Consider the following 12,126-nt stretch of genomic DNA (forward strand, 5'->3'; position numbering starts at 1 on the left):
CGTCACGCCGCCAGCGCGTCCACGAAGACGTTGCAGTAGCGCGCGGACGTCACCTCGAACACGGCGCGGCGCAGCGCCGCGTGGCGTTGCTGCCGCTCCTCGAGCGGCATCTCGAGCGCGGCGTCCATCGCCTCGGCGATCTCGTCCGGGTCGTAGGGATTGACCAGCAGCGCCTCGGTCAGTTCCTCGGCCGCGCCCGCGAAGCGCGAGAGGATCAGCACCCCGGGGTCGGCAGGATCCTGCGCGGCGACGAACTCTTTCGCGACTAGGTTCATCCCGTCGCGCAGCGGCGTGACGAGGCCGATGCGCGCGATGCGGAACAGGCCCGCGAGCTTTGTGCGGGCGACCGTCTGCGTCATGTAGCGCAGCGGCACCCAGTCGAAGCCGGAGAAGCGGCCGTTGATGTCGCCGGCCAGCCGGTCGAGCTCGCGCCGAAGCGCCTGGTATTCCGCGACATCCTCGCGCGAGCGCGCGGCGATCTGCAGCATGGAGACGCGGCGCTGGTGCTGCGGGAAGCGGGAGAGCAGCCGCGCGAAGCCCTCGAAGCGGTTGGGCAGGCCCTTCGAATAGTCGAGCCGCTCGGCGCTGATCGCCAGCGCGCGGCCGACGAGGCTCTCGCGCACGCGCTGGATGTAGGCCGTGCCGGCGGAGCGCGCGGCGATGCGCGCGAAGCCCGCCGCGTCTATGCCGATCGGGTCGGCGATGGCGCGCACGCGGCGCCCGCGCGTGACGACCTCCTCACCCTCCACCGCAAAGCCGTTGAAGCGGCGCGCGCAATCGAGGAAGTCCTGCAGATGCGTCCGCGTCTGGAAGCCGACCACGTCGTAGTCGCACAGCGCTTCCATCACGCCGCGCGCCGGCGGCAGGGCCTCGAGCACCGAGGGCGGCACGAAGGGGATGTGCAGGAAGAAGCCGATGCGGCCCTTGAAGCCGAGGGCACGCAGCGCGGTGGCGAGCGGGATCAGGTGGTAGTCGTGCACCCAGACCAGGTCGTCCTCGCGCAGCAGCGGCATCAGCGCGGCGGCGAAGGCGGCATTGACCGCGAGGTAGCCCTCGAAATCCTCGCGCCGGTAGCGCATCAGGCCGAGGCGGAAATGCAGCAGAGGCCAGAGCGAGGAATTGGCGAAGCCGACATAGAAGCGGTCGTAGTCCTCCGCGCCGAGGTCGATGGTGGCGTAGGTCACGCCGTCCCCGTCCACGGTGCGCGGCCTGGTGGAGGTGCGCTCCGCCACGCGGCCGGACCAGCCGAACCACAGCGTGCCGGGCTCGACGAAGGATTGCAGCGCGACCGCGAGGCCGCCCGCGCTCGCTGCGCCCTTGACCTTGGGCGCGGGAACGCGGTTCGAGACGATCACGAGGCGCGCCAAAGCCCTTCCTCCCATGTGCGGGACAGGCGCATGGCGGAAAGGATCAGCCCGACCTGCGAATATGTCTGCGGATAGTTGCCCCACAGGGCGCCGGTCGCCGGATGCACGTCCTCCGACAGCAGGCCCACATGGTTGCGCCAGGAAAGGGCGCGCTCGAAGAGCCGGCACGCCTCCTCCCGCCGCCCGACGCGCTGGAGCGTGTCGATGTACCAGAAGGTGCAGACCAGGAAGCCGACCTCGGGCGTGCCGAAATCGTCGGCGTGGTCGTAGCGCAGCACGATGCCGTCGCGGACCAGCCGCCGTTCCAGCACCTCGACCGTGCGCAGGAAGAGCGGGTCGGTCGCGCGGATCAGCCCGAGTTCGGGCAGCAGGAAGGTCGAGGCATCCGCGACCGCGCCGCCGTCCAGCACGCCCGAGATCCAGCCCTCCCCCGCGACCGTCGCGGCATCGAGGATGCGGCGGCGCAGAGCGTGCGCGCGCTGGTCCCAGTCCCGCGCCTCGGCATCGAGACCGAGGTGATGCGCGATGGCGCCGAGCCGGTCGAGCGCGGCCCAGCACATCGCGGCCGAATGCGTGTGCGGCGCGGCGCGGCCGCGGTATTCCCACAGGCCGGCATCGGGCTCGAAGGCGGCGGCCTCGGCATGCCGCCCGATGGTCGCGAGCTGGCGATAGAGCGAGACGTCCCCCATGCGCGCGAGGCGCTGGTCGCGGAACATCTGCGTCGCGGTCATCACGATCGCGCCGAAGCCGTCGTTCTGCACCTGGGAGACAGCGGCATTGCCCACCCGGACCGGCCCGTCGCCGCGATAGCCGGGCAGCGCGGTCGCGATGCGCTCGGTCACCTCCGTGCCGGGCGCGATCGGGAAGAGCGGCGGGATCGGCCCGTTCGAGCCGTCCGGCACCGCATCCATGATGAAGCGCATGAAGCCTTCCATGGTGCGCGTGGCGTTCAGGCGGTTCAGCGCGCCCACGGTGAAGAAGGCGTCGCGCAGCCAGCAGAAGCGGTAGTCCCAGCAGCGGCCGCTGCCCGGCGCCTCAGGCACAGAGGTGGTCAGCGCCGCGACGATCGCGCCGGTATCCTCGAAGGAGCAGAGCTTGAGCGTGATCGCGGCGCGGATCACGGCCTCCTGCCAGTCGAAGGGCAGGTTGAGGCCGCGCACCCAGTCGAGCCAATAGGCCTCGGTCTCGGCGAGCGCGGTGCGGGCCACGGAATCGGGGTTCTCGGGCAGGCTCTCGTCGGTGCCGAGCACGAGGCTGACGGGCCGGTCCATGCCGAACTCGGCCTCGTGCGTGATGTAGGTGAGCGGCGCGTCGGTCGTCAGGCGCAGCACCGTATCCGCGCCGACGTAGCGGACATGGTTGCTGCCGATGCTCGTCCGTCCCGGATCGGCGCCGTAGTCGAAGGAGGGACGGATGCGGATGCGGATGCGGGGCCGACCGCTGACGGGCTCGATCCGGCGGATCAGCATGGGCGGGCGGTAGGTGCGCCCGAACCGGCGATAGCGCGGCGCGACATCGAGCACGCGCACGCCGCCGCCGGAGGAATCGGTCAGCAGCGTCTCGACCACCGCGCTGTTGCGCAGGTAGCGCTGTCGGCTGCTCGCCTGCCCGCGCAACTCGACGTCCATGAATCCGCGCTCGGGGTTCTCGCCGCCGAGCAGGGCGTTGAACACGGGCTCGCCGTCCAGGCGGGGGAAGCAGAACCATTCATGCCGCGCCGCCGGGGAGATCAGCGAGGCGACGGCGCAGTTGCCGACGACGGCGAGATCAAGCGTGGGCATGCTGGCCCCCTTGCGGCAGGCGCGCGGCGGCGCGGGCGAGCCATGCGCGCACCTCCTCAGGCCCGCGGCGGAAGTCGCGCCCGACATGCAGGCCGAATCCGCCCATGCGGCGCGCGGCCTCCATGCCTTCCTCGTCGGTCACGTCGTCGCCGACGAAGACCGGCATCCGGCCGGAGAACGGGTCGGTCCGCATCAGCGCCTCCACCGCCCGGCCCTTGCTCGCGGCGCGCGGGCGGATCTCGTAGGCCATGTGCGCGGGCAGCAGCACGAAATCCTCGCCATGCCCGGCAAGCAGCGCCTCCAGCGCCGCGCGCGCGGCCTGCTGCCGCTCGGGCACGGCGCGGAAATGCAGCGCGAGGCCGTGCGGCTTGCGTTCCAGGATCACGCCCGGCCAGGCGGCGATGCTGGCATGCAGCCGCTCGGCCCAGTCCTGCGGCGGGGCCGGCATGGCCTCGGCGCCGCCGATCCGCCCGGCCGCATCGCGCAGCACCGCGCCGTGGCCGAAGCCGCCGGCCGGGGCGAGCGGGGCGAGGAGGCCATCCACCGTCTCGCGCGGGCGTCCGGTGACGATCGCCATGGCGCCGTCGAGGCGCTGCGCGACGGCCGCCAGGGTGGGAACGAGGCCCGGCGGCACCTGGACCGCATCGGGCGTGGGCGCGATGTCGAGAAGGGTGCCGTCGAGATCGAGGAAGAGCGCCCAGCCGGCCTCGATCTCGGGAACACCAAGGGAAGTCACAACCCCTAAGTAGTCGCATTCGCGATGAAATGCACCCCGGCGGCCGACGTGCTTCTGCGATCAGGGGGGCTCAGTCTCGCGGTCCGGTGGCGCGCCCGGGAAGATTCGAACTCCCAACCCCCAGATCCGTAGTCTGGTGCTCTGTCCAGTTGAGCTACGGGCGCAGCCGGCGGCGCGGTGACGGTGGGATGGCGCGCCCGAAAGGATTCGAACCTCTGACCCCCAGATTCGTAGTCTGGTGCTCTATCCAGCTGAGCTACGGGCGCCCTGCCGACACCGCGGCGAGGCGGCGGAAATAGCGGAGGCGGCGATGGGGCGCAACCCCTCCGCCGCCTCCCGGTCGCGTGGCCGGCGCGAAAAGCGCCGCGCGGGTCAGGCGGCGAGCTTGTCGAGCTCGCGCACCACCGCCTCGCCCATCACCGAGGTGCCGACGCGCGCCATGCCGGGCTGCATGATGTCCGCCGTGCGCAGGCCGCCGGCCAGCACCTTGCCGACCGCCGCCTCGACCAGCGCCGCATCCTCCTCAAGCCCGAAAGACCAGCGCAGCAGCATGGCAAAGGAGAGGATCTGCGCGAGCGGATTGGCAATCCCCTTCCCCGCGATGTCGGGCGCGGAGCCGTGGATCGGCTCGTAGAGCGCGTGGCGCTTGCCAGTGGCCGCATCCACCGCGCCGAGCGTCGCCGAGGGCAGCATGCCGAGCGAGCCCGTCAGCGCCGCCGCGAGATCCGAGAGCACGTCGCCGAACAGGTTGTTGCCAAGGATGACGTCGAACTGCTTCGGGCGCGAGCAGAGCTGCATGGCGCAGTTGTCGGCGTACATGTTCTCGAGCTCGACATCGGCGTATTCGGCCTTGTGGACCTCGCCCACCACCGCGCGCCAGAGCCGGCCGGACTGCATGACATTCGCCTTCTCGACGCTCGTCACCTTCTTCCGCCGCTGGCGCGCGAGGTCGAAGGCGACGCGCGCGACGCGGGCGATCTCGTCCTCGTGGTAGACATCGGTGTCGAAGCCGCGGCGCTTGCCGTCGGGCAGCGTCTCGATGCCGCGCGGCTCGCCGAAATAGACGCCGCCGGTGGATTCGCGCACCACCATGATGTCCACGCCGCGCACCACCTCGGGCTTGAGCGAGGAGGCCTCCACCAGCGGGTCGAGCACCACCGCCGGGCGCAGGTTCGCGAAAAGCCCGAGTTCCTTGCGCAGCCGCAGGATGCCGAGTTCGGGGCGCTTGTCGAAGGGCAGGCTGTCCCATTTCGGCCCGCCGACCGAGCCGAACAGCACCGCATCGGCCGCCTTCGCCTTCTCGACCGTCTCGTCCGAGCAGGGCGTGCCTTCGGCATCGATGGCCGAGCCACCGACCAGGCGCTCCTCGATGTCGAAGGAAACGGCACGGCGACGGTCGAGCCAGTCGATCACGCGGCGCACCTCGCGCATGACCTCGGGGCCGATCCCGTCGCCAGGCAGGACAAGAAGCTTCTTGTTGGACGGCATGAGTCGGGGCGTCTCCTCGATGGCGGAGGCGCCCCCCGGGGAGGGCGCCGCCGGGGCAGTGTCAGGTCAGGCGTAGAGCCAGGGCTGGGAAGCCTTCTGCTTCGCCTCGAAGCTGTCGATGGCCGGCGCGTGCTGCAGCGTCTGGCCGATGTCGTCGAGGCCGTTCAGCAGCAGGTGGCGGCGCAGCGGGTCCACCTTGAACGGGATCTCCTCGCCGTTCGGGCGGACCACCACCTCGCGCTCGAGGTCCACGGTGATGCGCGCATTGGCGCCGAGCTTCGCATCCTCCATCAGCTGCGCGCAGACCTCCTTCGGAAGCCGCACCGGCAGGATGCCGTTCTTGAAGCAGTTGTTGTGGAAGATGTCGGCGAAATCGGGCGCGATCACGCAGCGGATGCCGAAATCGAGCAGCGCCCAGGGCGCATGCTCGCGCGAGGAACCGCATCCGAAATTCTCGAAGGCGATCAGGATCTCGGCGCGACGGTATGGCTCCTGGTTCAGCACGAAGTCCGGATTCTCGGAGCCGTCCTCGCGGTAGCGGAAATTCGCGAAGAGGTTCTTCCCGAATCCCTGGCGCGAGATGGACTTGAGGAACCGCGCCGGGATGATCTGGTCGGTGTCCACATTCGCCTTCGGCAGCGGCGCGGCGATGCCGGTGAGGGTGGTGAAGGCCTGCATCACAGCGCCTCCTTCGGCTGGTAGTCGCGGACATCGGCGAGGCGCCCCGCTACCGCGGCGGCGGCGGCCATCGCCGGGCTGAGCAGATGCGTCCGCCCGCCCGGGCCCTGGCGCCCCTCGAAGTTGCGGTTAGACGTGCTGGCGGAGCGCTGCCCCGGCGTCAGCTTGTCCGGGTTCATGCCGAGGCACATGGAGCACCCCGCCTCGCGCCACTCGAAGCCCGCTTCCTTGAGGATGCGGTCCAGCCCCTCGGCCTCGGCGGCCTTCTTCACCAGGCCCGAGCCCGGCACCACCATGGCGCGCACGCCCTCGGCCACCTTGCGGCCCTTGGCGATGGCGGCGGCGGCGCGGATGTCCTCGATGCGCGAATTGGTGCAGGAGCCGATGAACACCACGTCCACCTTCAGGTCCTGCAGGCGCTGGCCGGGCGTGAGACCCATGTACTCGATCATGCGCTGCATCTGCGCGCGCTTCGCCTCGTCCGGCTCGTCGGCCGGGTTCGGCACCACGCCCGTGATGGGCAGGACCGCCTCGGGGTTGGTGCCCCAGGTCACCTGCGGGGCGATCTCGTGCGCGTTCAGCCGCACCTCGGTGTCGAAATGCGCGCCCGGGTCGGAGGGCAGCGTCTTCCACCACTCGATCGCGCGCGCGAGCGCCGCGCCCTTCGGCCCGTTCGGCGTGCGCGCGATGTAGTCGTAGGTGGTCTGGTCGGGGGCGACCATGCCGGCCCGCGCGCCGCCCTCGATGCTCATGTTGCACACCGTCATGCGGCCGGCCATGTCGAGTGCGCGGATCGCATCGCCCGCGTATTCGATGACGTGCCCCGTGCCGCCCGCGGTCCCGATGCGCCCGATGATCGCGAGGATGATGTCCTTCGCCGAACAGCCGAAGGCGAGGTTGCCGTCCACGCTGATGCGCATGTTCTTCGCCGGCTTCTGCAGCAGCGTCTGGGTGGCGAGCACATGCTCCACCTCCGAGGTGCCGATGCCGAAGGCGAGCGCGCCCATCGCGCCATGCGTCGAGGTGTGGCTGTCGCCACAGACGATGGTCATGCCAGGCAGCGACCGCCCGAGCTCGGGCCCGATCACGTGCACGATGCCCTGGCGGTCGTCGAGCAGCGGGATGTAGGGCACGCCGAATTCGGCGACATTCCTCTCCAGCGTCTCGACCTGCAGGCGGCTCTCGGGGTCCACGATGCCGGTGCGGCGGCTGTCGTCGGTGGCGATGTTGTGGTCCACCACCGCGAGCGTCGCATCAGGCCGGCGCACCTTGCGCCCCGCCGCGCGCAGGCCGTCGAAGGCCTGCGGCGTCGTCACCTCATGCGTCAGGTGAAGGTCGATGTAGAGCAGCGCCGTGCCGTCCGGGAGCGTCTCCACCACATGGGCGTCCCAGATCTTGTCGAACAAGGTGCGCGGCTTCTGCGCTGACATCGCGTTCTCCCGGAAGATGTGGGCGGGGGCGGCCCCGGCCGCGCCCCGCGGTCCTGTTCAGCCTTCGGTCGTGGCCGCGGCCTTGGCCGCGCCGTCCGCCTTCATGCCCAGCTTCTCGGCGATGCGCGCCGACTTGCCGGTGCGCCCGCGCAGGTAATAGAGCTTCGCCCGGCGCACCTTGCCGCGGCGCACCACCTGGATCTCGGCGACATTCGGGGAATAGAGCGGGAAGACGCGCTCCACACCCTCGCCGTAGGAGATCTTGCGCACCGTGAAATTGCTCTGCAGCCCGCGGTTGGAGCGCGCGATCACCACCCCCTCATAGGCCTGGGTGCGGATGCGCTCGCCTTCCTGGACGCGCACCATCACGCGGACGGTGTCGCCCGGCGCGAAATCCGGGGTGGCGCGGGCGGCGCTGAGGCGGGCGAGCTGCTCGGCCTCGAACTGCTGCAGCAGGTTCATGACAGTATCCTTTCCTTGCGTCCTTTAGGCGGCGGCGGGGTGGCCGTCCATGCCCCCCGCGCCGCGCTGTTTCGCCTCGTGCCGCGCCCAGAGGTCGGGGCGGCGCTCCTTCGTGATCTTCTCGGCCTGTTCGCGACGCCAGCGCGCGATCTCGGCATGGTGGCCCGAAAGCAGCACCGCCGGGATGGCCCGGCCCTGCCACTGCGTGGGCCTTGTGTAGTGCGGGTATTCGAGCAGCCCCTCGGCGCCGTGGCTTTCCTCCGCCGCGCTCTCCGCCGCGCCCATCACGCCCGGCAGCAGCCGAACGCAGGCATCGAGGAGAACCAGCGCCGCCGTCTCGCCCCCGCTCAGCACGTAATCGCCGATCGAGAGCTCGACCATGCCGCGCGCCTCGATGACGCGCTGGTCTATCCCCTCGTAGCGGCCGCAGAGCAGCACGCAGCCCGGCCCCGCCGCGAGCGAGCGGACCATCGCCTGATCGAGCAGCCGCCCGCGCGGGGTGAGGCAGATGAGCGGCCGCGCGTCGCCCTCGGCCATCACGCTGCCGATCGCCGCGTCCAGCACGTCCGCCCGCATCACCATCCCCGCCCCGCCGCCGGCCGGAGTGTCGTCCACGCTGCGATGGCGGTCGGTCGCGAAGGCGCGGATGTCGTGCGCCTCGAGCGACCACAGCCCCTCCCGCAGCGCGCGGCCGGCGAGCGAGACGCCGAGCGGCCCCGGGAACATCTCCGGGAACAGCGTGAGGACGGAGGCGCGCCAACTCATGCCGCGTGCTCCTCTCCGGCCGGCGGCGGCACGAGGATCTCGCCCGGCGGCACCACGATGACCCGGCCGCCGGCGATGTCCACCACCGGCACCACGGCCTTCGTGAAGGGCAGCAGGTGCTCGCGCCCCTGCCCTTCCACCACCAGGAAGGCGCCCGCGCCGTGGTCCTCCACCGCGCGGATGGCCCCGAGGTTCTCCCCGCCCTCCGTCACGGCGATCAGGCCGATCAGGTCGGTCAGGTAGAACTCCTCCTCCGCCGGCGGCGGCAGGCGGTCGCGCTCGACGAAGAGCTTCGTGCCGGTCAAGCGCTGCGCCGCGTCGCGGTCCGTCACACCCTCGATGGCCGCGATGTCGCCGCCCTTGAGCGTGATGGCGAAGCGCCGCGTGCCCGATTCGTCCGTCAGCGGGGAATAGGCGGCGATGGCGGCGGGATCCTCGGTGAAGGCGCGCAGGCGCACGAGGCCGCGCACGCCATGCGGCCTGCCGATCTCGCCCACCATCACGCGCTTCACCGCCACCTCGTGCCGTCCAGTCGCGTCAGCCCGCCGCGGCGGCCGCGGCCGCGCGCTCCTGCGCCTTCTTCTTCGGCGCGGACTGCTTCGGCTGCTCCCGCAGCGCCGGCATCGGCGCGAGCCCCGCCTTGCCGAGGAACTTCGCCACGCGGTCGGTCGCCACCGCGCCCTGGCTCAGCCAATGCGTGATGCGCTCTCCCTTCAGGCGGACGCGCTCGGCGTGCTCGGCGGGCAGCATCGGGTTGTAGGAGCCGACCGCCTCGATGAAGCGGCCATCGCGCGGGGAGCGGCTGTCGGCCACCACGATGTGGTAGTAGGGGCGCTTCTTCGCGCCGGCGCGGGCAAGGCGGATCTTGAGGCCCATGAGGCTTCCTTTCGTCTGTCGTCTCTAGAAGGGTCGCTTGTTTCCGGCCCCGGGGAGCAAGGCGGCGAGCCCGCCGCGCATCAGCCCCTTCTGGCCGAGCTTGTTCATCCGCTTCATCATCGCGGACATGTCGTCGAACTGCTTGAGCAGCTTGTTCACCTCCTGCACGGAGGTGCCGCTGCCCGCGGCGATGCGCTTCTTGCGCGACGCCTTGATGATGTCCGGCGTGCGGCGTTCCTTCGGCGTCATCGAACCGATGATCGCCGCCTGGCGCTTCAGGATGGCGGTATCGAGGTTGGCGTCGTTGAGCTGCTGCTTGATCTTGCCCACGCCGGGCAGCATGCCGAGGATGCCCTGAAGGCTGCCCATCTTGCCGATCTGCTTCAGCTGGTTCGCGTAGTCTTCCAGCGTGAACTGGCCCTTCTGCATCCGGGCCGCGAGCTTCTCGGCCTCCTCCTGGTCGATCGTCGCCGCCGCCTTCTCGACCAGGGAGACGATGTCGCCCATGCCGAGGATGCGCGACGCGATGCGGTCCGGATGGAAGTCTTCCAGCGCGTCGAGCTTCTCGCCCGCGCCGAGCAGCTTGATGGGCGCGCCTGTGACGGCCCGCATGGACAGGGCCGCGCCGCCGCGCGCATCGCCGTCGATGCGCGTCATGACGATGCCGGTGACGCCCACCTTGTCCTGGAAGGCCTTGGCGGTGTTGACCGCGTCCTGGCCGGTCATGGCGTCCACGACCAGCAGCGTCTCGTGCGGGTTGGTGGCGAGCTTGACCTGCGCCACCTCCTCCATCAGCGCCTCGTCGATGGCGAGGCGGCCGGCGGTGTCGAGGATGACGACGTCGTAGAGCTCGCGCCGCGCCACATCCATCGCGCGGGCGGCGATCTGGATCGGCGTCTGTCCGGGCACGATGGGCAGCGACGTCACCTCGGCCTGCTGCGCGAGGGCCTGCAGCTGCAGCTGCGCCGCCGGGCGGTGCACGTCGAGCGAGGCGAGCAGGACCTTCTTGCGGTCCTTCGTGCGCAGCCGCAGCGCGATCTTGCCCGAGGTGGTCGTCTTGCCCGAGCCCTGCAGGCCGACCATCAGGATCGGCACCGGCGCGGGGGCGTTGAGGTCGATGCCGCGCTTGCCGTCATCCGCCGCGCCGCCGCCGAGCGCTTCGACCAGCGCGTCGTTGACGATCTTGATGACCTGCTGGGCGGGGGAGACGGAGCGGATGACCTCCTGCCCCACCGCGCGCTCGCGCACCTTGGCGATCAGGTCGCGGACCACGGGCAGCGCGACGTCGGCCTCCAGCAGCGCGACGCGGACCTCGCGCAGCGCCTCGGTCACGTCGGCCTCCGACAGCGCGCCGCGGCGGCGCAGCCGGTCGAAGACCCCGTTCAGCTTGCTGGACAATGCCTCGAACATCGGGCGGCCAGATCAGTCCTTCAACGCGTTGCGGTCGCCCCAAAAGGCTTTGCGCCGCTGCGCGAGCCTTCGCGGAGCGGCGGAGCCCAGCCCGACGGGGGCCGGACCAAAGCGGTTCGGGGTGAACCGGATGACGGGGCCAATAGCGCCCCCCGCCACCAAGGTCAAGGAAAGCGCGGTCTGCCGTCAAACGCAGCCCCGAGCCCCGCCATGCCCCGCTGCTGCTGCACCGCGTCGAGCGCCCGGAGCGCCCCAAGCAGACGACGGCGCTCGCGCCAGGAAACCACGAAGCGCCAACCGCTGTAGAGAACGAGGCCAAGGCTCAGCGTGCCGACCATATCCCCGGTGGGGGCCGGGCCCGGCCCGCCAAGAAGGGTGTAGGTCAAGCACCCGATCAGCACGCAACCGATGGCGGCAACCATTCCGACCAGATGCGACCGGCACCCGGAACGCCAAAACGCCTCCCGAGAAACCAGGTCCTGCGCACCGTAGGCGCCCGACACGACAACCAGTTCGTTCCGATTTTCGCGGGTAAGGCGGGTTCCGCGCGTCAGCGAATCCCCGCCTGCCCACAGCATGGCCGCGCCCTACTTGGGCGCGAGAACCATGATCATCTGCCGATTCTCGAGCCGCGGGAACTGCTCGACCTTCGTGGTCTCCGCGAGTTCCGTCCGGATCCGGTCCAGCACCTTCACGCCCAGATCCTGGTGCGCCATCTCGCGCCCGCGGAAGCGCAGCGTCACCTTCACCTTGTCCCCCTCGGCGATGAAGGACTTCATCTGCCGCATCTTCACTTCGTAGTCGTGGTCGTCGATGTTCGGACGGACCTTGATCTCCTTGATCTCGACGACCTTCTGCTTCTTGCGCGCCTCGTTCGCCTTCTTCTGCTGCTCGTACTTGTACTTGCCGTAGTCGAGGATCTTGCAGACAGGCGGCACCGCGTTGGGCGAGATCTCGACCAGGTCGAGGCCCACGTCATAGGCGCGGATCAGCGCCTCGCGGGCGGACATCACACCCAGCATCTCGCCGTTCTGGTCGATCAGCCGGACCTGGGGAACGCGGATTTCGTCATTGATGCGCGGGCCGTCCTTGGTGGGCGGCGTGGCGGGCATGGGACCGCGGGCTATGGTCGT

At 70.5% G+C, this 12,126-nt stretch carries 13 protein-coding genes and 2 tRNA genes; all 15 read right to left on the reverse strand.

The window, feature by feature from the left end; translation table 11 throughout:
• Positions 1-2: 2 nt before the first annotated feature.
• Positions 3-1,367, reverse strand: a complete 1,365-nt coding sequence (locus FHS88_RS10415; RefSeq protein ID WP_184484292.1) for an alpha,alpha-trehalose-phosphate synthase (UDP-forming) — start codon at positions 1,365-1,367, stop codon at positions 3-5.
• The gene (locus FHS88_RS10420; RefSeq protein WP_184484294.1) at positions 1,352-3,148 is read right to left on the reverse strand and encodes a glycoside hydrolase family 15 protein; all 1,797 of its coding nucleotides are present in this window, start codon (positions 3,146-3,148) and stop codon (positions 1,352-1,354) included. The genes FHS88_RS10415 and FHS88_RS10420 overlap by 16 nt, the downstream gene beginning before the upstream one ends.
• On the reverse strand, positions 3,135-3,884 hold the full coding sequence (gene otsB, locus FHS88_RS10425) for a trehalose-phosphatase (protein WP_184484296.1): 750 nt from the start codon (positions 3,882-3,884) through the stop codon (positions 3,135-3,137). The genes FHS88_RS10420 and otsB overlap by 14 nt, the downstream gene beginning before the upstream one ends.
• 87 nt (positions 3,885-3,971) lie before the next feature.
• Positions 3,972-4,048 (reverse strand) — tRNA-Arg (locus tag FHS88_RS10430).
• Positions 4,049-4,073: 25 nt separating this feature from the next.
• A tRNA-Arg gene (locus FHS88_RS10435) sits at positions 4,074-4,150 on the reverse strand.
• A 106-nt stretch (positions 4,151-4,256) separates the two neighbouring features.
• Entirely contained in the window at positions 4,257-5,372 is a 1,116-nt protein-coding gene (leuB, locus tag FHS88_RS10440; protein WP_184484298.1) for a 3-isopropylmalate dehydrogenase, read from the reverse strand.
• A gap of 66 nt (positions 5,373-5,438) precedes the next feature.
• Positions 5,439-6,050 carry a 3-isopropylmalate dehydratase small subunit gene (leuD, locus tag FHS88_RS10445; RefSeq protein WP_184484300.1) on the reverse strand — a complete coding sequence of 204 codons (612 nt, stop codon included), beginning with the start codon at positions 6,048-6,050 and terminating at the stop codon, positions 5,439-5,441.
• Positions 6,050-7,480 (reverse strand): 3-isopropylmalate dehydratase large subunit, encoded by a 1,431-nt coding sequence (gene leuC, locus FHS88_RS10450; protein WP_184484302.1) that lies wholly within the window; start codon positions 7,478-7,480, stop codon positions 6,050-6,052. Before leuC ends, leuD begins: the two co-directional genes overlap by 1 nt.
• Positions 7,481-7,537: 57 nt before the next feature.
• Complete coding sequence (gene rplS / locus FHS88_RS10455) at positions 7,538-7,942, reverse strand: 50S ribosomal protein L19 (RefSeq protein WP_184484304.1); 405 nt, start codon at positions 7,940-7,942, stop codon at positions 7,538-7,540.
• Positions 7,943-7,966: 24 nt separating this feature from the next.
• Positions 7,967-8,707 carry a tRNA (guanosine(37)-N1)-methyltransferase TrmD gene (gene trmD / locus FHS88_RS10460; protein ID WP_184484307.1) on the reverse strand — a complete coding sequence of 247 codons (741 nt, stop codon included), beginning with the start codon at positions 8,705-8,707 and terminating at the stop codon, positions 7,967-7,969.
• On the reverse strand, positions 8,704-9,207 hold the full coding sequence (gene rimM, locus FHS88_RS10465; RefSeq protein WP_184484592.1) for a ribosome maturation factor RimM: 504 nt from the start codon (positions 9,205-9,207) through the stop codon (positions 8,704-8,706). Before rimM ends, trmD begins: the two co-directional genes overlap by 4 nt.
• A 37-nt stretch (positions 9,208-9,244) precedes the next feature.
• Complete coding sequence (rpsP, locus tag FHS88_RS10470) at positions 9,245-9,583, reverse strand: 30S ribosomal protein S16 (protein ID WP_184484309.1); 339 nt, start codon at positions 9,581-9,583, stop codon at positions 9,245-9,247.
• Positions 9,584-9,607: 24 nt separating this feature from the next.
• Positions 9,608-10,993, reverse strand: a complete 1,386-nt coding sequence (ffh, locus tag FHS88_RS10475; RefSeq protein ID WP_184484311.1) for a signal recognition particle protein — start codon at positions 10,991-10,993, stop codon at positions 9,608-9,610.
• Positions 10,994-11,157: 164 nt separating this feature from the next.
• The gene (locus FHS88_RS10480) at positions 11,158-11,571 is read right to left on the reverse strand and encodes a hypothetical protein (RefSeq protein WP_184484313.1); all 414 of its coding nucleotides are present in this window, start codon (positions 11,569-11,571) and stop codon (positions 11,158-11,160) included.
• Between the two features lie 9 nt (positions 11,572-11,580).
• Positions 11,581-12,105 (reverse strand): translation initiation factor IF-3, encoded by a 525-nt coding sequence (infC, locus tag FHS88_RS10485; protein ID WP_184484315.1) that lies wholly within the window; start codon positions 12,103-12,105, stop codon positions 11,581-11,583.
• Positions 12,106-12,126: the final 21 nt, after the last annotated feature.

The organism is Neoroseomonas alkaliterrae (assembly GCF_014199195.1).
In the GTDB taxonomy this organism is placed as follows: domain Bacteria; phylum Pseudomonadota; class Alphaproteobacteria; order Acetobacterales; family Acetobacteraceae; genus Neoroseomonas; species Neoroseomonas alkaliterrae.